The organism is Actinoplanes sp. NPDC051851, from assembly GCF_040681165.1.
Taxonomy (GTDB): Bacteria; Actinomycetota; Actinomycetes; order Mycobacteriales; family Micromonosporaceae; genus Actinoplanes.
In genome coordinates, this window is the sequence record NZ_JBFAYF010000004.1 from 220,533 (window position 1) to 240,040 (window position 19,508).

Consider the following 19,508-nt stretch of genomic DNA (forward strand, 5'->3'; position numbering starts at 1 on the left):
CAAGGGGCGAGGATGACGCTGTTCGACGGCCGCTGGAGCGGGAAGATCTTCGTGGACGGCTGGCGGGAGTCCCGCGGCGGCACCGCGGACGCGATCGAACCGGCCACCGGCGGGACGCTCGGGGTCTTCGGGGTGGCGACCGCCGACGACGTACGGGAAGCGGCCACGATCGCCGCGCGGGCGCAGAGGGAGTGGGCAGCGCGCAAGCCCGAGGAGCGGGCGGCGGTGCTGCGCCGGGCCGGGATGCTCTGGGAGGAGCACGCCGCCGAGGTGGAGAGCTGGATCGTGCGCGAGTCCGGCGCGATCCCGCCGAAGGCCGGGCTGGAGACGCACATCGCGGCGAACGAGTGTTACGAGGCCGCGGCGCTGCCCACCCACCCGGGCGGCGACGTGCTGGCCACCAACGAAGAGCGCTGGTCCTTCGCGCGACGGCGGCCGGCCGGCGTGGTCTCGGTGATCGCACCGTTCAACTTCCCGCTGATCCTGTCGATCCGGGCGGTCGCCCCGGCGCTCGCGCTCGGCAACGCGGTGCTGCTCAAGCCGGACCCGCGGACCGCGGTCAGCGGCGGCGTCAGCCTGGTCCGGATCTTCGAGGAGGCGGGACTGCCGTCCGGCCTGCTCTCGCTGCTCCCCGGGGACGCCGCGGTCGGCGCCGCCGTGGTCGAGGCCCCCGAGGTACGCGTGATCGCCTTCACCGGCTCCACCCGGGCGGGACGGGTGATCGGCGAGACGGCCGGCCGCCTGCTCAAGCGCGCCCACCTGGAGCTGGGCGGGAACAACGCGATGATCGTGCTACCCGGCGCGGATCTGGAGAAGGCGGTGTCGGCCGCGGCGTTCGGCTCGTTCATGCACCAGGGCCAGATCTGCATGACCACCGGGCGGCACCTGGTCCACGAGTCGCTCTACGACGACTACGTGACCGCGCTCGCCGCGAAGGCCGCGCACCTGCCGGTCGGCGACCCGGCGAGCGGCCCGGTCGCGCTCGGCCCGATCATCGACGGCGCCCAGCTGAGCCGGATCGACGGCATCGTCCAGGACGCGGTGAGGTCCGGCGCCCGGCTCGCGGCGGGCGGCGTGGCCGAGGGCCCGTGCTACCGCCCGACGGTGCTCGCCGACCTGAAGACGGAGAACCCGGCGTGGACCCAGGAGATCTTCGGCCCGGTCGCCCCGGTGATGCGGTACGCCACCCTGGACGAGGCGGTCGAGCTCGCGAACGCCAGCGAGTACGGCCTCTCGGTGGCGATCCTCGGCGACGTCGGCACGGCGATGCGGGTCGCCGACCGGATCGAGTCCGGCAAGGTGCACATCAACGAGCAGACCGTCGGCGACGAGGCGAACGCGCCGTTCGGCGGGGTGAAGGACTCCGGCAACGGCGCCCGGGCGGGCGGCGCGGCCGCCAACATCGAGGCGTTCACCGAGACGCAGTGGCTGACCGTACGCCCGGAGATCGCCCCCTACCCGTTCTGATCGACCAACTGCCCGGGGCCCGCCGCCGTCGCGAGCGGGTCCCGGTGCGCTCCGCCCCCGGAACCGGCACGCAGGGTGAGGTGGGCGGCGAGCCCGGCCGGCAGGATCAGCCAGAACGAGATCAGCCGGTAGATCAGCACCACCGCGGCGGCGGTGGCCTGCGGTGCGCCCGCCGCGATCAGCGCGGTCAGCATGCTGGTCTCGATCAGGCCCAGCCCGCCCGGGGTGATCGGGATCTGCCGGACCGCCTGCACGGCCAGGTAGATCAGCGCCAGCCGGGTCCAGCCGACGTCGACCCGGCACGCGGCCGCGGCCAGCACCAGGCAGCCCATGTCGAGCAGCCAGTTCACCGCGCCGGCCAGCAGCGCGACGGCCCAGGTCCGCGCCGGCACGTCACGCGCGTCCCGGATCGCCTGCCCCACGTCGAACCGCCGGAACAGCCGGCCGGTCCACCCGGATGCCGCGCCGCGCCGATCGGGCTCGGCACCGGCGCGTTCACGCCTGAATCGCACCTTCACGAAGAGTCGTAGATGTGCGGCACGGGGCGAACCGGCCCGGCGGAAGAGGGCCCAGAGCAGGGCGCCGATCACGACCGCGGCGAACGCGCCGAGGGCGGACCAGCCCGCCGCGTAGAGCAGGGCCAGGGAGAGCACGGTCACCACCGTGGAGAGCAGCGTGACCGCGGCCGAGACCGCCGACGTGGCGCCGTGCCGGCGGTACGCCTGGAACGCGTACGCCGCCGACGCCGCGGAGCCCGCCGGCAGTGCCATGCTCAGCGCCGAGCGCACGTAGGTCACCGCCAGCGCACGGTAGCGCGGTACCCGTACCCCGAAGGCGGAGAGCAGGCGGCGCTGCTGTTCGGCGTACGCGAACTGGGAGAAGAGGCCGGAGAGGACCGCCAGGCAGGCCCACCGCCAATCCGCCGCGCGCAGGGCGGCGCTGAGCGCGCCCAGGCCGGGCAGACGATCGCGCAGGGTGACCACCATGATCGCCAGAACCACGGCGAGCAGGACGTATCCCACCCACCGGCGGCGACTGATGTTCATGACGGACATGTCCTCAGCGTTCCCGACTCCCGTGCCCCCGTCGTCCTCCGCACGCAGGCAACCGGCATACCGCACCTGCGGTATCCCTACTCCCCCAGAAGCCCTGCTCCCCCAGAAGCCCTACTCCACCCAGGAGCGCAGCAGGGCACCGCCGATCGAGTCGCCCGGACCCGCGCCCGCGCCGGTGGCGACCCGCTCGATCACCTCGTCACGGGTGAACCAGCGGGCCTCGGCCAGCTCGGCGCCGTCGACCGCGATGTGCTCGCTGAGCGCCCGCGCGCGGAAGCCGATCATCAGGCCCGCCGGGAAGGGCCAGCCCTGCGAGCCCTGGTAGCCGACCTCACCCACGGTGACCCCGGCCTCCTCGAACGCCTCGCGGCGGACGGTGGCCTCCAGGCTCTCGCCGATCTCGACGAATCCGGCGATCAACGCGAACCGGTCGGGTGCCGCGCCGGCGTGCCGGGCGAGCAGGCAGCGCGGTTCCGGGCCGGGCGCCTCGATCAGCGCGATCACGGCGGGCTCGATCCGGGGGAAGAGCTCGCGCTCGCAACCGGAACAGACCCGGACATGACCGGCCTGGGTGCTGATCGCGGGCGAGCCGCAGGAGCCACAGAACCGGGTGGTGCGATTCCAGTGCAGAAGACCTCTGGCGTACGCCAGGGTGGCGGCCTCCGGGGAGGCGAGAGAGGCGACGAGCGAGCGCAGGTCGGCGGTCTCCCCCTCGTCCGCGTCGGCGTCGGCGATCTCGGCGGCGAAGACCGGCGTCTCCCCGTCGAGGCCGAGCAGGACGATCTGCTCGGCCTCGACGGGCCCGCCGGACAGGACCGGGCGGCCGTCCCGGAGCAGGCACCGGCCCCGCCACATCGGGATGACCCGGGCGTCGGGGCGGGCCAGTTGCTCCGCCACCCACTCCGGATCGCTCCGGAGGGGCCGGGGCCCGGTCGTGCGGGGTGGCGGAGTACGCGAGTTCGGCCGTCAGCATGAAACCTGCCTACCACGGCGGGGACGTCACATATTGATCATGTGACCGGCCAGACCGTGGATCGCCTCCTTGACCGCCTCGCCGAGCGTCGGGTGGGCGTGCACGTTGCGGGCCAGCTCGGTCACGGTCAGATCCCACTGCTGGGCCAGGGTCAGCTCCGGCAGCAACTCGGTCACGTCCGGGCCGATCAGGTGGGCGCCGAGCAGTTCCCCGTACGTCGCGTCACTGAGGATCTTCACGAAACCGGTCGCGTCGCCGAGGCCGTGCGCCTTGCCGTTCGCGGTGAACGGGAACTTGGCGACCTTGACGGCGTACCCCTGCTCGCGGGCCTGTTCCTCGGTGAGACCGAAACTGGCCACCTGCGGCTGGCAGTAGGTGGCGCGCGGGATCATCCGGTAGTCCAGGGTCATCGTCTCGGCGCCGGCGATCGTCTCCGCGGCGACGATACCCATCGCCTCGGCGGCGTGCGCGAGCATCAGCTTGGCGGTCACGTCACCGATCGCGAAGAGGTGCGGGACGCTCGTGCGGCAGTGGTCGTCGATCTCCACCGCGCCGGCCGGCGTCAGGCGTACCCCGGTCTTGTCCAGGCCGTACCCCTCGACGTTGGGCCGGAAGCCGATCGCCTGCAGGACCTTCTCCGCCTCCAGCACCTCGCGGACGCCGTTGCGCGACACGGTGACCCGGACCGTCTCGGCGCGCTCGTCGATCCCCTCGACCCTGGTGCCGAGCCGCACGTCGATGCCGAGCCTGCGGTACTGCCGCCGGAGCTCGGCCGACACGTCCGCGTCCTCCAGCGGGAGCATCCGGTCGAGGAACTCCACGATGGTCACCTCGACGCCGTAGTTGCGCAGCACGTACGCGAACTCGACCCCGATCGCCCCGGCCCCCACGATGACGATGCTCTCCGGCAGCCGGCCGTCGAGGATCTGCTCCTCGTACGTGACCACGCGCTCCGACGTGGACGTGCCCGGCAGCAGGCGTGGCGTGGCACCCGGGGCCAGGATGCAGTGGTCGAACGCGACGATCCGGTCGCCGACCCGCAGCGTGTTCGCGTCGGTGAAGACGCCCCGCCCGGAGATCTCGGTGATCCCGTTCTTCTTCATCAGGTAGTGGACGCCCTTGACCCGCCCGTCGGCGACGGACCGGCTGCGCGTGAACGCCGCGCCGAAGTCGAAGGTGACCGTGCCGTCGATGCCGAACGTCTTCGCCTCGTGGGTGAAGATGTGCGCGAGCTCGGCGTTGCGCAGCAGGGCCTTGGACGGGATGCACCCCACGTTGAGGCACACCCCGCCCCAGTAGCGTTCCTCGACGACCGCGACGGAGAGCCCGAGCTGAGCACCGCGGACCGCCGCGACGTAGCCGCCCGGGCCCGCGCCCAGCACGACCAGATCGAAATGTTCGCTCATGCCAGTGACCCTACGGCGCGGCGGCCGTCCGTTCAGTGCCGATGGTGACGGCGCGGCGGTGTCGTGGCGATCCCGGTGACCACCGCGGAGAAGATCAGCAGCACTGCGACAAGGATCTCGACCATCCCGGACCTCCCGTGTGAGCTGGTGATTCCGGGGGGTATCTCACGGTCGCGCGCCGCGGGCCGCCCGTCAACCGGATTCGCCGAATCCGCGGGCGCACCCGCTACCGGGTGGCGGTCAGCACCGCGGTGAAACCGCTGTCGGCCGCCACCGATGCGCCGGTGAACCCGGCCTCGGTGAGCAGGGCCAGCCGCCTCTCCGGGCAGACCCGCTTCGGCTCCACCGCGACCAGCACCCCGCCCGGCGTCAGCGCCCGGTAGGCCGCGCGGACCGCCGCGCCCGGATCGCCGAGGTCGTGCAGCGAGTCGACGAAGAGCACCACGTCGAACGGCCCGTACCCACCGATCTCCTCGAAACCGGCCTGGTGGAACGCGACGTTCGGCGGGTCGCCGGCCTCGGCGGCGCGGGCCCGCGCGGTCGCGATCGACGGCTCGTGCCGGTCGAAGCCGAGCACGTCGCAGGCCGGCCAGGCGCGGGCCACCAGGATCCCGGCGAACCCGTGCCAGCAGCCGACGTCGGCGACCCTCGCCCCGGCCTCGAGCCGGTCGGTGAGCCCGGGGACGGCGCCGAACCAGGTGGCGGCGATCCGGGAGGTGTCCTCCCGTTCAGCAAGGGTGTTGTTCATGCGCTCACCGTGCCCGCCGTCCCTTTCCCGCTCCTTAAGGAAACCTGGCTGTGGGCTGTGTGCCGCAGCGTTCCCCGGCTGGTCACGGCGCGTTCGCCCCGTCGTCGCCGGACCGGTGTGTGATGAGACCCCGCCGACGACTTCGAGGATCCGTGCACCACGCCAACCACTACTACGGGCACTCCCACGTGCTGGCCCGGTACTGCGGGCTGGACCAGGAGTCCCCGCCGGGCATCCGCGGCTACCTCCAGCACGGCTGGAACATCGGCGACGGGCTCGCCCCGGACCACGAGTTCACCCCCGGGATCCCGCTCTTCCTCTGGAGCGAGCGCACCCGGCGCCGGGCCTGGTCGATGGGGCGCCGGCAGGCGTACGTGATCGGGGCCCCGTGGGCGTATCTCCTCGCCGGCTCGCCCCCCGCTGCTCCCCCTGAGGAGCGGGAGGGCACCATCTTCTACCCCTTCCACGGCTGGGAGGGGCAGCACGTCGTCGGGGACCACGGGCGGCTGATCGACGAGATCCGGGACACCGAGGAGGGGCCGGTCACCGTCTGCCTCTACTGGCAGGAGTACCGGACACCGGCCGTACGGCGACACTACGAGCGGGCCGGGTTCCGGGTGGTCTGTCACGGGTACCGGGGCGGGTGGTGGAAGGACCTTGACCCGTACTTCCTCCAGCACCAGCTCGCCGAGCAGCGCCGGCACAAGCGTGTGGCGTCGAACCGGCTGTGCAGCGCGATCTTCTACGGCACGCTCGCCGGGTGCGAGCCGGCCGTCTACGGCGACCCGATGCGCCTGCGGGGTGAGAAGTCGGCGTTCGGCGGCCAGAACCGGATCGAGCGCCAGTGGGCGGAGCTGCACGGCCCGAGGGTCGACCCCGCTGCCGCCCGGGCCGCCGCCGTCGAAGAACTCGGTTCCGACCGTCTCTGCACCCCCGCCGAGCTGCGCAGACTCTTCCACTGGCCGGATACCGGGCCCCACACTCCCCCCGAGAGGCAGACGTCGTGAACACCCGGTTGATCGGTGGCGAGATGCCGCACTGGTCGGAGCCCGTGGAGAGCCGTGCGCGAGGTCCGGTGCTGGGCGCGCTTCCCGCCGCGGCTCCCGGCCGCACGCTGATCGCCGGGCCGCACGATCCCGGCCTGGTCGACCGGCTCGCCCTGGGCGCGCTGACCTTCGTGGTACGCGGCCTCCCCGACGCGGAGGCACTGGCGCGTCACTACGAGCACCGGATCGACGCCGAAGTGCTCTGTGGAGACCTGCAGAAGCTGGCGGGTGATCCCTCGTACGATCAGATCCTGGTCCTGAACGGCCTGGACCGGACCGGCTCCACCGAGACCGCGGACCAGGCCTGGTCCGCCTCCCTCGCGCGGCTGCTCTCCCTGCTGCGGCCGGGTGGCCGCCTGGTGCTCGGCCTGCCCAACCTGGTCGGCCTGCCCGCTCTGCTCACGCCGCCCGCGCCGCCGTCCGACGCGGAGTGGGGCACCCTCCCGGAGGACGACCCGACGCGGCCGGCGAGCCTGGAGAGGCTGGTCGCCACGCTGCGCGACTCCGGTGTGGAGACGACGGCGACGTACGCCGCCTATCCGTCGCCGACCGCCCCGACGGTGCTGCTGAGCGAGCGTATCCTCGGCGATCCGGAGCTGCGGGGATTCACCCAGTCGGTGCTGCGGCGGGCGCTGGTCCCGGAGTCGCCGATGCTCGCGGACCCGCGCCCGATCGTCGCCCGCCTGGTCCGGCAGGAGCGGGCGTCGTCGCTCGCCCCGGGCTGGCTGGTCGTCGCGACGCTGGGCTGGTCCCCGGCCGAGCGCTACCCGGACGCCCTGGTGGCGACCGGCGACGAGGTCCACCGGGTGGACCGGGACGGCACGCTGGGCTGGGTCCGCACCACACCGTCGGGCGGGGTGAAGCCGATCCCGTCCGCCGCGTGCCTGCACGACGCCCTGCTCTCGGCATCCCGCCGCCACGACGTCCCGGAGTTCCGCACCCTGCTGACCGCGTGGCAGACCGGCAGGCTGTCCACTCTTCCCGCCGACGCCGTCCTGCTCACCCCTGACGGCACCCTGCACCCTTCCCCGGCCCTCCCCTCGTCCCCGGCCCTGCCCTCGTCCCCCGCCCTGCCCTCGTCCCCCGATCCATCCGCCACGCCGTCGTCCTCCGAGGCGCTGCATCGGTTCGCCGCGGCGCTCTTCGACGAGGGGGCGGCCCACCTGTGGCCGAGTCCCGCCGATCCCGCCGAGGTCACCGCCCTCCTCGCCGAGATGGCCGGCCGCACCGACGTCACCCCGCCGGCCACTCCCCTCGAACCCCTGCCGACCGCCCGGGAGACCGCCGCCGCCCGCGACCGGCTCACCATCGAGCTGTCCGAGGCCCGTGCGCAGATCGCCTGGTACGAGAGGCGCCTGGTCCAGCGCGACGCCGAGCTGGTCCGCGCCAACCGCGTCATCGGCGCGCTGAAGGCCACCACCACCGGCCGCGCCGCCACGGTCGTCTTCGGCAGCCTCCGCACCGGCAAGCGCGTGGCCCGCGCCGCCCTCCGCCGCCTCCGCCCCGACGAGTAGCCGCCCCCGGTGAACCCGGACCGCCCACGGCCCACACCAGATGATCGAAGATCACGGATTGATGTGGATCTTGGCGGAATGAGCGTGCGGGCGCGGGGATGCGAGCGCAGGGCGATGCAAGCGGGGGCGGGCCCGCGTGTGGAACAGGCCCGCGTGTGAAGGCGGGCCCGCGTGTGAAGGCGGGCCCGCGTGTGAAGGCGGGCCCGCGTGTGAAGGCGGGCCCGCGTGTGAAGGCGGGCCCGCGGGTGGAGGCGGGCCCGCGTGTGAAGGCGGGCCCGCGGGTGGAGGCGGGCCCGCGGGTGGAGGTCAGGTTGCGGAGACGAAAGCGGGGTGGTCGAGGAGGAAGTTGGCGACCTTGTCGTCCTTGACGGCCTGGAGGAGTTTCAGGCTGTCGTCGCTCAAGAGCTCGACGCTGCCGATGCCGGGGATGGACTCGCTGTTGAACGTGCCGGCGTTGGTCTTGATGGTGACCAGGTCGTCGGGCTTGACGGTGGCCATCGCCAGGGCCCAGTCGGCCATGTCGATGCCTCCGTCGTCGACCGTCATGGTCTTGCCGAAGGCGGAGATCAGGCCGGGCAGCTTCGTCGGCGAGTCGAGGCCGTCCTTCACCGCCTGGTTGATGATGGCCTTGAAGAACTGCTGCTGGTGGCGCTGGCGGCCGTAGTCGAAGTCGCCGTTCTCCAGCAGGTCGCGCTGGCGGACGAAGTCGAGCGCCTCGGTCGGCGTGAAGCAGTGGTCGCCCTTGGTGTAGATGTTCGGCGTCACCCCGGCGATCTTCCGGTTCAGCGTGCCGTCCTTGTTGATCACGTACGGCTTGGCGCGGTCACCGTTCGCGTCGGTGCCGATGTGGATCGAGGTGGTCTTCTCGTCGACGTACATGCAGACCTTGCCGAGCGTGTTGACGATGTCCTTGAAGCCCTCGAAATCGATGATGGCGCCCGCGTCCGGCGTGATTCCGGTCAGATTCTTCACCGTCTTGGTGAGTAGCTCGAAACCGTGGGTGAGCGCGTTCGTGCCGGTGAGTCCGCGGGTGCCGAACGCGAACGCCGCATTGATCTTGTTCTTACCGCCGGCGAAGGACTGCGCGCCGTTGTCGTACGCCGGGATTTCCACGTAGCTGTCCCGCGGCAGCGAGATCAGATAGCCGCTGTCGTGATCGGCGTTGATGTGCACCAGGATGATCGTGTCGGAGCGCAGCGCCTCGCCGTTGATCTGGTCCGGCCGCTGGTCGATGCCGACGAGCAGGATGTTCTTCGCGCCGTCCAGGTCGGCGTCGGCTCGCTGCTCGTCGGTCGCGGAGTCGCTACCGAGCAGGCTCTCCTTGGTGACCGAGCTGGTGGCGGCGGCGACCGTCATCTTGAGCCCGACCGCGCCGCCCGCACCCCCGACCGTCAGCACCACGCCGAAGACCAGGACCCAGAGGGCCCAGCGTGGTGAACGGTTGTTGCGTCGTCGGCGAACGGTCTTCCTTCGCAAGGGGCTCTCCTCGTCTCCGGCGGCAGTACCTCACCCATAGAGACGGGCCCCGCGCGCCGAAAGATTGCAGTCCGAACTCGGAATTTCCTGTGAGCCCCGATTCCGGCTCGCCGACCATACGCCCACGGCCGGGCCATCGCTGTGCGTTGCTCGCCCGTTACTCCCTTTGCGGTTGCCTGTCATTAACGGTACGGCCTCCCGGGACTCATAGCGTCGCGGCGAATCCTCTCCTCGCCCGAAAGCGCCCGAAAGCACCGGACAGTGCCCCACGCACCGCAACGTGCCGTAAAGCGCCCGACCGTGCCCCGATAGCGAGCCGACATGTCCTCAGAACCGGATGTCAGCGTCGTCATCCCGACGTGCAACCGCCCCGAGCTGGCCGTCCGCGCGGTCCGGAGCGTCCTCGCGCAGACGTACGCGAACCTCGAAGTGATCGTCGTCGTCGACGGCCCGGACCCGGCCACCTCGGACGCCCTCGCCGCGATCGGCGACCCGCGGCTGCGTGTGCAGGTGCTACCGGAGCGCGGCAAGGCCCCGAACGCCCGTAACGCCGGCGCCCGCGCCGCCCGGGGCCGATGGACCGCGATGCTGGACGACGACGACGAGTGGCTGCCCGAGAAGATCGAGAAGCAGCTCGCGCTCGCCGAGTCCTCCCCCTCCGCGCTGCCGGTGATCGCCTGCCGGATGATCAACAAGACGCCCCGGGCCGACTCGATCATGCCGCGCCGGCTGCCCGGGCCCGGCGAGCCGGTCAGCGAGTACCTGGTGGTCCGCCGGGGACTGTTCTACGGCGACGGCTTCATCCAGACGAGCTGCATCCTGGCGCCGACCGAGCTGTTCCGCCGGGTACCGTTCACCGTCGGGCTGCGCCGCCAGCAGGAGCTGGACTGGACGCTGCGGGCGATGCGCGAGGAGGGTACGGCCCTGGTGTACGCCCCGGACGCGCTGGTCCTCTGGCACCAGGACGAGAACCGGGACCGGATCAGCCTGCACAACCCGTGGAAGGCGCAGTTCACCTGGGCCCGGGAGAACCGTGACCTCTTCACGCCCCGGGCGTACGCCGCTTTCCTGCTCAGCGTGATCAGCTCGATGGCCGCGCCCACCCGGGACCGCCGGCTCTTCCGGGAGCTGCTCGCCGAGGCGCGCCGGTACGGACGTCCGGGCGCGGTCGACTACGTCACCCACGCGCAGATCTGGGCGCTCCCGCCGTCCGTGCGGGCCCGGCTGCGCGACGTGGTGGTCGGCCGCCGCGACAGGGCCCCCGAGCACTCCGCGACCGCCGAGCGGCAGATCCCCGTCGATGTCGACTGAGCCGGAGACCGAGCAGGACGCCGAGTGGGAGGGCGAGCGGGAGACCGAGCCGGGGAGGCGGGTCGTCATCTGGCGGAGCGCGATGCTTCCCGGGTCCGAGACGTTCGTGCGGAACCACGGGGACGCGCTCACCCGCTGGCGGCCCGCGTACCTCGGCGCGTTCCGGAGCGAGTCGCCGCTCTCCCGGCCGGACGATGTGATCGCCTACCCGGACGGTGCCGGCTTCCTGCGCCTGCGCCTCACCGGCTCGTCCCCGCGGCTGACCGGGGCGCTCGCCGGACTGCGCCCCGACCTGGTACACGCGCACTTCGGCGGCGACGGCTGGCTGATCAGCGACAGCGCGCGGCGGCTCGGCGTCCCGCTGGTCGTGACGGTGCACGGCCACGACGTCACCCGCCAGCCGCGGAGCCGGGGCGCCAAGGGTCTCCGGTACCGCCGGAACCTGCGGGTGATGTTCGCGCGGGCCGCCCTGGTCGTCGCGGTCTCCGAGGTGATCCGCGAGCAGGCGATCCGGCATGGTGCAGACCCTTTCCGGGTACGAGTCCACTACACCGGAGTCCCGGTACCCGCCGCGCCGCCGCTGGTCACCAAGCGCTGGGACGTGGCCTTCGTCGGCCGCTTCGTCGCCAAGAAGGGCGTGGACGACCTGCTCACCGCGCTGTCGACGATGACCTCGCCACGGCCGCGCGCGCTCTTCATCGGCGACGGCGAGCTCCTCGGGCGGATGCGGGACAGGGCCGCCGAACTGCGGGTCGACGCGACGTTCGTGGGCAGCGAGTCGCCCGCGGCGGTGCACCGGCACCTCGCCGAGTCGCGCATCCTGGCCGCGCCCTCGAAGACCGCGCCGGACGGCGACACGGAGGGCCTGCCCACCACGATCCTGGAGGCGGCCGCCCTGGGTGTCCCGGTGGCGGCCACCCGGCACAGCGGCATTCCGGAGGCGGTCGTCCACGGGGAGACGGGGCTGCTCACCCCGGAGGCCGACCCGGTGGCGCTCGCCGGCTCGCTGACTCGGCTACTCGGCGACGCCGATCTGCGACACCGCCTCGGGACCCAGGGCCGCCGCCGCGTGCTGGCCGATTTCGATCTGCGTGAACAGAGTCTCCGGCTGGAATCGCTGTACGACGAGGTGGTGTCGGGCGCCACCGCCCACGCAGGTCGCACCGCGGGTTGAGCGCCACCGCTCACGCAGGTCGCGCGGTGGGCTGAGCGTTCTGGACGCGCCAGCGGCCAGCGAAGCCCGCCGCGCCCTCGGCGGGAGCAGCGGTCTGTACCCCCCCACTCGGATGCGACATCCGGCCCCTGACTTTGATCTTGACGTAGGGTCGAGCGGTGCGCACGAAGCGGGAGCTGACCGAGGACATCCGGCGTCATCGGCGTGCCGCGCTGGTGGTCAACACGCGCTCGCGGCGGGGGCGCAGGCTGTACGACGACGCGCGCGAGCGGCTGCGTGAGGCCGGTTTCGATCTGCTCGGGACGTACGCGATGGAGCGGCCCGGCGGGCTGGAACCCCTGATCGAGGCCGCCCTGGAGACCGGCGCGGACCTGCTGATCGCGGGCGGTGGGGACGGCACGATCAGCACCGCGGGGCGCCTGCTCGCGCACCGGGACGTCGCGTTGGGGCTGCTGCCGCTCGGCACCACCAACAACTTCGCCCGTACGGTACGCATCCCGCCCGACCTGACCGCCGCCGTCACGACGCTGACCAGCGGAAAGGTCATCGACGTCGATCTGGGCGTCGCGGGCGACAGGCCGTTCACCAACCACGTCGGCATCGGCCTCTCCGCCGCGGTGATGATCAACGCGCCGAGCCGGCTGAAGCGGGTGGTGGGGCGGCTGGCGTACCCGATCACCGCTCTCGGGTTGCTCGCCCGGCACCGTCCGCTTCAGATCACGATCCGCGCGGACGGGCGGGAACTGCGCTTCACCACGCACCAGGTCTACGTGGCGAACGGCGGCTTCCACGCCGGACGGCCGATCACCGCGGACGCGCACGCCGACGACCGGCTGCTGGTGGCCTACCCGGTCGGCGGGGCGTCCCGGCGCGAACTGCTCCGGGAGACCGCGCGCAACGCCGCGACCGGGCACCGGCGCACGCTGCACGACCGGCCTTTCCTCGCCGTCGACGAGCTCTTCCTGGAGTCGGTGCCGCCCGCCCCGACCGAGATCGACGGCGAGCCGAGCGGGACGACCCCGCTCCGGATCGCGGTGGACCCGAACGCCCTGCGCATCATGGCCCCCGCCGACAGCCCCGACCTCTGACCGTTCTTGATAGCCAGCGACGGGTTATGGCCGGTGATCACGGGTGACCCCGCTGGTCGATTCCGGCGAGATCGTCACCGGCGGGGTCGCGGGGTGGGCCCCGGCCGGCCGGACTTGATCGACTTTTCATGATCAACTGCGGAGGGTGATCTTGGTGGCTGGCGTTCTGGGGTGTGTCGGCGGGCTGGAGTGACCCGTGAGCGCCAGCTTTCCCGGCGCGGCTGGCGTTCACGGGTCATTCGGAGCGCCCGAGACACCCCGGAACACCAGCCGACCACCCTGAGGCACCCCGGATCGCCAGCCGACCGGCCGAGGCACCCCGGACCGCCGGCTCACCGCCTGCGGGCACGCCGCCCGGCGGGCCCGCGAACGAATCCCGGCAGGCGGAGCCGGCGATCCGCGGGCGGCGAGTGTTCGGGCGGGCACCCGGTCACGGGATCCGGCGCCCCGCCCAGGTGGTCCAGATGTGACCGGCATTAGGGGTGTCTCGCTCCACCGCGGACACCCGCCCGCCCTCGCCGGAGCGCAACAGGCAGGTTGGGCTGGATCGTCAGGGTTCCTCGGGTGCCGCGGCGGGCGCGGCGGTGGCGGCGGTGGCGGCGGGCGCGGCGGTGGCGGCGGTGGCGGCGGGCGCGGCGGTGGCGGTGGCGCGGTCGGAGTGGCCGAGGTCGCGGCCGGGGGCGACGCGGTCGCGGACCAAGCGCTTGAGCTGGGCGAGGTCGGGGAAGCCGTCGGGCTTGCGGTTCCAGAGGGTCTCGCCGTCGAGGCGGATCTCGAAGACGCCGCCGATGCCGGGGACCAGGGCCACCTCACCGAGATCGCGCGGGAAGGTGGTCAGCAGTTCCTGAGCGATCCACGCGGCGCGCAGCAACCACCGGCACTGCGTGCAGTACTCGATCTCCAGGCGGGGTGTCCGTTCCGTCACCGCTCGAGTATGCCCCGCCCGCTTTCCGCAGCTCACCGGTGCCACTCCGCGTGTGAACTTCGGGCGCTCCCTACGAATCGCGACGTCACACACGACAGCCACACCCGGGCGGAGGAACGCACCCGGCACCGGCGGCGCCGCGGGTGGGGCGGGGTCAGGGGCGGGCGGTGGCGAGCATCCAGAGGAGCAGGGCGAACGTGGCGGCGCCGCCGATCAGCAGGGCGATGAAACCGGCCCAGTCGGCGTAGCCGTACGCGGAACCGATCGGGGCGGCGAACCCCGTGGCCAGGACCGGGCCGAAACGCCAGTCACGCTTGCGGTTCTTCCGGACCGGGTCGCCCAGCCAGAAGTACGCGACGGCAGCGGCCGCCCACACGACGAGGATGATCACCAATGCACCGATCACCCCCAGCATCCTGGTCGCCGTAGGTAGATCGAACACCAACCGTGCGTTACCGGGAATCGAAAGCTTGCCCCTCGCTCCGGCAGCCTTTAGGTTAACGAAACAGCGTTTCCAACGCCGAAACGGAGCGGACGCCCGCATGGTCAGCACGCTCTTCGCCCTGATCACCGCCGCCGAGATCGCCCTGTTCGCACTGGTACTACGCCACCGGCGGGACCGGGCGATCGTCCTCCTGATCCCGGTCGTCCTCGCGCTGATCTGGGACAACGCGGTGATCGCCGTGGGTGCGGCGCTCGGCGAGGGCGGCCTGCTGCACGCGCTCTCGGTGCCCCGGTTCGTCACCCATGCCCTGTTCGTGCCGCTCCTGATCATGGTGGGCGCGCTGCTCGGCCGCCGCTCCGGCGTACGGCTGCCCCCGACCCCGGCCTTCGCCCTGCTCACCGCGCTACTCATCGGAATCGGCCTGGTCCGGGACGTCATCGGCCTCGATCTGGAGCCCACCCGGTACGCCGGCACGCTGCGGTACACCAACGCCGCCGCGTCCGGGCCGCCGATCCCCGCGGTCGCCACCATCCTGGTGCTGATCGCGATCGGTGCCGCCCTCGCGGTCCGGGCCCGCCGGTACTGGCTGCTGGCCGGCGCGATCACCATGTTCGCCGCGGCGGGTGCCGGGTTCGCCGTACCGTGGCTCGGCAATCTCGGGGAGTTGGTCCTGATCGGCGCGATCGGCATCACTGCGCTGCGTACGGAATATGACGACCCCGTGTCATCCTCGCTGATCAGGCGCTGAACCCGGGCCGGAGAGCGCCCGCTCTGGCAGGGTTGGCGGATGACACCCCGGATCCGCTCGTACCTGTCGCACTGGACGGTCTACGTCCCGGTGCTCGCCGTCGCCACCCTGATCCTCACCTGGGGCCGGGACCTGCCGCCACCCCTGGTCGTGCTGGTCGCCGCGTTCCTGGCCGGTGCGGTGCTGGCCGCCGTGCACCACGCCGAGGTGGTCGCCCATCGTGTCGGTGAGCCGTTCGGGTCGCTGGTGCTCGCCGTCGCGGTCACCATCATCGAGGTCGCGCTGATCGTCACCCTGATGATCAGCGGCGGCGAGAAGACACAGTCGCTGGCCCGGGACACCGTCTTCGCCGCCGTGATGATCACCTGCAACGGCATCCTCGGCCTGTCGTTGCTGGTCGGAGCCGTACGCCGGAAGATCGCGGTCTTCAATCCCGAAGGGACCGGCGGCGCCTTCGCCACGGTCGCCACGATCGCCGCGATGAGCATGGTGCTGCCGAGCTTCACCACCAGCCGACCCGGACCACAGTTCTCGCCCACCCAGCTCGGCTTCGCCGCGATCGTGTCGCTCGGGCTCTACCTGCTCTTCGTGACCGTGCAGACCCGGCGGCACCGGGACTACTTCCTGCCGATCACCACGGCCGGCGAGGTGATCGACACCGAGGAGCACCTCGACCCGCCGAGCGGCCGCGCCACCCTGACCAGTCTCGGTCTCCTGATGATCGCGCTGATCGCGGTGGTGGGCCTGGCCAAGGGCGTCTCCCCGGCGGTCGAGTCCGCGGTGCAGAACGCCGGGCTCCCCCAGGCGGTGGTCGGCGTGGTGATCGCCCTCCTGGTCCTGCTTCCGGAGACGATTGCCTCCGTACGCGCAGCCGCGCGGGACAGGATGCAGACCAGCCTGAATCTGGCGCTCGGCTCCGCTATGGCCAGCATCGGACTGACCATCCCGGCGATCAGCATCGCGATGATCTGGTTGGACGGCCCGCTGCTGCTCGGCCTGGGCGGCACCCAGATGGTCCTGCTCGCCCTCACCGCCGTGGTCGGCACGCTCACCGTCGTCCCGGGACGCGCGAACGTCCTGCAGGGCGGCGTCCACCTGGGCCTACTGACCGCGTTCCTGTTCCTGGCCGCCAGCCCGTAGGCGCATACGTCGGTGGCCTCGCCCCCGGGGGAAGGGGCGAGGCCACCGGAATGAGCACGCGTCAGTCGCGCGCTACGCCGTTCCAGGCGACCGTCTCGTACGGCGCCAGCACGAGCGCGCAGACCGGCTCGTCCTGGCAGACCGCACCGTGGACCACGTAGTCCGCCGGTTCGAAGGCGTCCTCGTGACCCTTGACCAGATCACGCAGGCTCGCCCGGATGGCGTTGGTGACGAACGCCTCGCTGGTCCCCTCGTGCTCGACGAAGAGGCCGCCCTGACCGTCCCGGCGCTGCACCCAGCCGATCCCGGCCCAGGCCTCCTCGCCCGGCAGGGTGGCGTGCTGCTCGGCGTAGACGCAGAACAGCCGGTCACCCCAGGCGCCCTCGGGCACGCCGGCCTTGCCGCTCGGGTCCACCGTGGTGCCCGGCGGGATCACGCTGGAGAGCCGCACCAGGTTGTAGAACCCGCAGTCCATCTGCACCAGCGCGTCGTGGAACGCGGCCAGCGAGGTGGTGCCACTGCCGGTCTTCCGGAGAACCGGGATCTGGTCGTAAACGGCGGAGGTACGCAAGTCTGATCGGACCCTCTCGTGACGTTCGGTGCGGGGACCCCTCCAGTCTCGGGCCACGAAACCCCGGGCCGGATCCACCGAGAGTGCACCAGATATGGCCGACCGTTACCTCAAGTCCGGGTCTCCCCGAGTGAGCCCACGGGCATGGCCCGGAGTCGGGGGCCGAACGACAGGGTCGCGGTTCCGGTGTAGAGGACCACGCCGGCCACGAAGTCGTCGCCGATCCGGTCAGCCGGCCGCCGCAGCCCGCGGAAGTCGTCGGGAGCCATCACAGGATTCGGGCGCCGTGTGCGAGCCAGCGTGCCACCACCTCCATCTCGGCCGGGGTGAAGCCCTCGGTCAGCCGGCTGTTGAGGTCGTCGACCACCGCGCGGGACGCCGCGACCGCCGCACGGCCCTTCGGGGTCAGGTGCAGGCGGGCGGCGCGCGCGTCGGCCGGGTCCGGGGTCCTGGTCACGCAGCCGCTCTTCTCCAGGCGCGCGACCAGGCCGCTCATCCCGGAGGCGGAGGCGCCGAGCGCGGTCGTCACGTCACCGATCAGGGCACCGTCGTGGGCGGCGAGGTGGAAGAGCACGCCCGCCCCGGCCGCGCCGATCCCGGTGTCGCCGGCGCGCGCGTCGATCCACCGCCGCACCGATCGCTCCGCGCTCAGCAGCAGGAAGACCAGGCGCGGGAGGGTCTGAGCGGTCCGGTCACTCATCAGGCCTCCTTGTTCGCGTACGCCGAAAGCCAGGCGACGAGATCGGGCCAGAGTGACTCGCCGACCTCACGCCGCAGGAAGCCGTGGTGCCCGATGCGGGCGACGCCCGCGTCGGCCGGGGTGTAGGTGCGCCTCTCGACGGTGGCCCCGGTGAGCCGGGCGGTGAGGGCGTCGATCTGCTCCGGGGTGGACCACGGGTCGTCGGTGAAGCCGATCGCGAGCACCGGCTGGGTGACCCGGATGAAGCGCTCCGCGGTCCGCATGCTGGGGTCGTCGGCGAAGTACTGGTCGCGCCGGGCCCAGCCGGCCCACTCGGCGAACGCGCCGGACGGGATGTCCTCGCCGAGGCCGAGGCGCCGGGCGGGGACGTACCCGAAGAGCCGGACCGCCGCCGGGCCGAGCACGCTGAAGAGCAACTGGACCCGGACGCGCTCCATCACACTGGGGATCCGCCGGATCGCGGCGAGGTGCGAGGCGACGATCACCGCGCCGGTCAGGTGGTCACCGGCCTCGCCGAGCGCGATCACGTGGCCGCCGAGGCTGTGCCCGAGGGCGAAGTGCGGCAGGTCCGGGAAGCGCCGGTGCGCCCACGCCGCGACGGCCGGCGCGTCCTGGGCGATCCAGTCGCGGACGCCGAGGCCGGCGAACGCGCGCGGGTCGCCGGAGCGGCCGGTGCCCCGGTAGTCGTAGGTGACGGTGGCGATGCCGTGTTCGGCGAGATGCTCGGCGAGCGCCCGGTAGAAGCCCTGCGGCGTCGCGGTCGCCGAGTGGATCACCAGGACCGCGACGGGCGCACCGAGCGGCTGGAAGAGCGCCGCGGTGACGGTGCCGCCCGCGGGGACCGGGACCGTGACGTCGGCATAGGTTACCGACGAGTAATTTCGCATGCGAAGTAATGTACCCCAGCTGCCCGTCCCCTCGTACCGGCGCAGCCCGGCCCGCCAGATCAGGTCGAGCGGATACCCGAAGAAGAGGGCCAGCTCGGTCACCGCCTCATCGCGGGGTAGCTCTGCGTGGTCCAGACGCGACCGACGCCGGCGCCAGCTTGATCGCGAAGTAGATCAGCGCGCCGCAGACCACCAGCAACGCCCCGGCGACCAGGGCGACCGGCGTGCTCACCGCGAGGTCCAGCCGGCCCGACGGCCAGCCGATCAGTGCCGTCCCGACCACCAGCTCGCCGATCGCGTCCGGCCAGAGGAACCGGTCGGCCAGCAGCATGTCAGAAACTTTCTGTAAGCGGCTCCACTGGCAGGATGGGGCGCATGAACATCGATGCCGCCGCCATCCGGATAGCCCGTCCCTGCACCGACCTCACCGCCGCCGAGCGCTTCTACGTCCACGGTCTCGGCTTCGACGTGCTCTGCCGGGTCACCGCCGACGGCCCCGGCGAGCACGACCTGCTGATGGTCGGCGCACGCCGCGCGGCCTGGCACCTGGAGTTCGTCCACGCGGCGGCGAAACCCGCGCCGACACCGGAGGACCTGCTGGTCCTGTATCTCGGGGGCCCGGTCGACGACGAGTTGATCACCCGGCTGGAGGAGTCCGGGGGCACGGTGGTGCGGCAGAGCGCGTACTGGGACAGCTGGGGCGTGACGGTCCAGGACCCGGACGGCTACCGCCTGGTCCTCTCCACCCGCACCTGGTCCAACCGCTCCTGACCCGACGGCCGCCGTCGGTCCCGGTGGCCGGCGCCGGTCGCGGCGACTGTTGTCGCTCCCGGA

Annotated in this window: 19 protein-coding genes and 2 pseudogenes; 9 read left to right on the forward strand and 12 right to left on the reverse strand. The window is 72.3% G+C overall.

Annotated features, from left to right (window positions below; all coding sequences use genetic code 11):
• Window positions 1–12: 12 nt before the first annotated feature.
• Entirely contained in the window at window positions 13–1,467 is a 1,455-nt protein-coding gene (locus AB0M08_RS06465) for an aldehyde dehydrogenase family protein (protein ID WP_364489422.1), read from the forward strand.
• Here AB0M08_RS06465 and AB0M08_RS06470 read toward each other — a convergent pair.
• From AB0M08_RS06470 to AB0M08_RS06485, 4 genes and pseudogenes are all read right to left on the reverse strand, one after another.
• Window positions 1,455–2,522, reverse strand: coding sequence for a lysylphosphatidylglycerol synthase transmembrane domain-containing protein (locus AB0M08_RS06470; RefSeq protein ID WP_364489425.1), 1,068 nt, complete (start codon window positions 2,520–2,522; stop codon window positions 1,455–1,457). The two genes, AB0M08_RS06465 and AB0M08_RS06470, sit on opposite strands and share 13 nt — an antisense overlap.
• A gap of 111 nt (window positions 2,523–2,633) precedes the next feature.
• Window positions 2,634–3,495 (reverse strand): annotated as a pseudogene (gene nudC, locus AB0M08_RS06475) (NAD(+) diphosphatase).
• Window positions 3,496–3,521: 26 nt separating this feature from the next.
• Entirely contained in the window at window positions 3,522–4,901 is a 1,380-nt protein-coding gene (lpdA, locus tag AB0M08_RS06480) for a dihydrolipoyl dehydrogenase (protein ID WP_364489428.1), read from the reverse strand.
• 226 nt (window positions 4,902–5,127) lie between these two features.
• Window positions 5,128–5,649, reverse strand: coding sequence for a class I SAM-dependent methyltransferase (locus AB0M08_RS06485; RefSeq protein ID WP_364489431.1), 522 nt, complete (start codon window positions 5,647–5,649; stop codon window positions 5,128–5,130).
• Between the two features lie 152 nt (window positions 5,650–5,801).
• On the opposite strand from AB0M08_RS06485, the gene AB0M08_RS06490 reads away from it, so the two are divergent.
• The gene (locus tag AB0M08_RS06490; RefSeq protein ID WP_364489434.1) at window positions 5,802–6,656 is read left to right on the forward strand and encodes a hypothetical protein; all 855 of its coding nucleotides are present in this window, start codon (window positions 5,802–5,804) and stop codon (window positions 6,654–6,656) included.
• A complete protein-coding gene (locus AB0M08_RS06495) occupies window positions 6,653–8,209 on the forward strand; it encodes a hypothetical protein (protein WP_364489437.1) in 1,557 nt (518 codons plus the stop codon). The genes AB0M08_RS06490 and AB0M08_RS06495 overlap by 4 nt, the downstream gene beginning before the upstream one ends.
• A 306-nt stretch (window positions 8,210–8,515) precedes the next feature.
• Here AB0M08_RS06495 and AB0M08_RS06500 read toward each other — a convergent pair whose 3' ends face one another.
• Complete coding sequence (locus AB0M08_RS06500; protein WP_364489440.1) at window positions 8,516–9,685, reverse strand: LCP family protein; 1,170 nt, start codon at window positions 9,683–9,685, stop codon at window positions 8,516–8,518.
• A gap of 321 nt (window positions 9,686–10,006) precedes the next feature.
• On the opposite strand from AB0M08_RS06500, the gene AB0M08_RS06505 reads away from it, so the two are divergent.
• The 3 genes from AB0M08_RS06505 (at window position 10,007) to AB0M08_RS06515 (ending at window position 13,258) form a co-directional block, all read left to right on the forward strand.
• Window positions 10,007–10,996 (forward strand): glycosyltransferase family 2 protein, encoded by a 990-nt coding sequence (locus AB0M08_RS06505; protein ID WP_364489443.1) that lies wholly within the window; start codon window positions 10,007–10,009, stop codon window positions 10,994–10,996.
• Window positions 10,986–12,170 (forward strand): glycosyltransferase, encoded by a 1,185-nt coding sequence (locus tag AB0M08_RS06510; RefSeq protein ID WP_364489446.1) that lies wholly within the window; start codon window positions 10,986–10,988, stop codon window positions 12,168–12,170. Before AB0M08_RS06505 ends, AB0M08_RS06510 begins: the two co-directional genes overlap by 11 nt.
• A 158-nt stretch (window positions 12,171–12,328) precedes the next feature.
• Window positions 12,329–13,258, forward strand: coding sequence for a YegS/Rv2252/BmrU family lipid kinase (locus tag AB0M08_RS06515; RefSeq protein WP_364489449.1), 930 nt, complete (start codon window positions 12,329–12,331; stop codon window positions 13,256–13,258).
• 550 nt (window positions 13,259–13,808) lie between these two features.
• Here AB0M08_RS06515 and AB0M08_RS06520 read toward each other — a convergent pair.
• Window positions 13,809–14,183 (reverse strand): SelT/SelW/SelH family protein, encoded by a 375-nt coding sequence (locus tag AB0M08_RS06520; protein WP_364489452.1) that lies wholly within the window; start codon window positions 14,181–14,183, stop codon window positions 13,809–13,811.
• Between the two features lie 154 nt (window positions 14,184–14,337).
• Entirely contained in the window at window positions 14,338–14,589 is a 252-nt protein-coding gene (locus tag AB0M08_RS06525; protein WP_364489455.1) for a hypothetical protein, read from the reverse strand.
• 136 nt (window positions 14,590–14,725) lie between these two features.
• Here AB0M08_RS06525 and AB0M08_RS06530 point away from each other — a divergent pair, with 136 nt between their 5' ends.
• Both AB0M08_RS06530 and AB0M08_RS06535 read left to right on the forward strand, forming a co-directional pair.
• Window positions 14,726–15,376 (forward strand): hypothetical protein, encoded by a 651-nt coding sequence (locus tag AB0M08_RS06530; RefSeq protein WP_364489458.1) that lies wholly within the window; start codon window positions 14,726–14,728, stop codon window positions 15,374–15,376.
• 39 nt (window positions 15,377–15,415) lie between these two features.
• Window positions 15,416–16,516, forward strand: a complete 1,101-nt coding sequence (locus AB0M08_RS06535; protein ID WP_364489460.1) for an ionic transporter y4hA — start codon at window positions 15,416–15,418, stop codon at window positions 16,514–16,516.
• 61 nt (window positions 16,517–16,577) lie between these two features.
• Here AB0M08_RS06535 and AB0M08_RS06540 read toward each other — a convergent pair whose 3' ends face one another.
• The 5 genes and pseudogenes from AB0M08_RS06540 to AB0M08_RS06560 form a co-directional block, all read right to left on the reverse strand.
• Complete coding sequence (locus tag AB0M08_RS06540) at window positions 16,578–17,087, reverse strand: pyruvoyl-dependent arginine decarboxylase (RefSeq protein WP_364489463.1); 510 nt, start codon at window positions 17,085–17,087, stop codon at window positions 16,578–16,580.
• Between the two features lie 110 nt (window positions 17,088–17,197).
• Window positions 17,198–17,356, reverse strand: a pseudogene (locus tag AB0M08_RS06545) (hypothetical protein); the annotation flags it as partial.
• Window positions 17,356–17,787 carry a MarR family winged helix-turn-helix transcriptional regulator gene (locus AB0M08_RS06550; RefSeq protein WP_364489466.1) on the reverse strand — a complete coding sequence of 144 codons (432 nt, stop codon included), beginning with the start codon at window positions 17,785–17,787 and terminating at the stop codon, window positions 17,356–17,358. The pseudogene AB0M08_RS06545 and the gene AB0M08_RS06550, both read right to left, overlap by 1 nt.
• Entirely contained in the window at window positions 17,787–18,776 is a 990-nt protein-coding gene (locus AB0M08_RS06555) for an alpha/beta fold hydrolase (RefSeq protein WP_364489469.1), read from the reverse strand. The genes AB0M08_RS06550 and AB0M08_RS06555 overlap by 1 nt, the downstream gene beginning before the upstream one ends.
• Before the next feature lie 4 nt (window positions 18,777–18,780).
• Window positions 18,781–19,005: a hypothetical protein gene (locus AB0M08_RS06560; protein WP_364489472.1), complete on the reverse strand. Its 225-nt coding sequence runs from the start codon at window positions 19,003–19,005 to the stop codon at window positions 18,781–18,783.
• 44 nt (window positions 19,006–19,049) lie between these two features.
• On the opposite strand from AB0M08_RS06560, the gene AB0M08_RS06565 reads away from it, so the two are divergent.
• Window positions 19,050–19,445 carry a VOC family protein gene (locus AB0M08_RS06565; RefSeq protein ID WP_364489474.1) on the forward strand — a complete coding sequence of 132 codons (396 nt, stop codon included), beginning with the start codon at window positions 19,050–19,052 and terminating at the stop codon, window positions 19,443–19,445.
• Window positions 19,446–19,508: the final 63 nt, after the last annotated feature.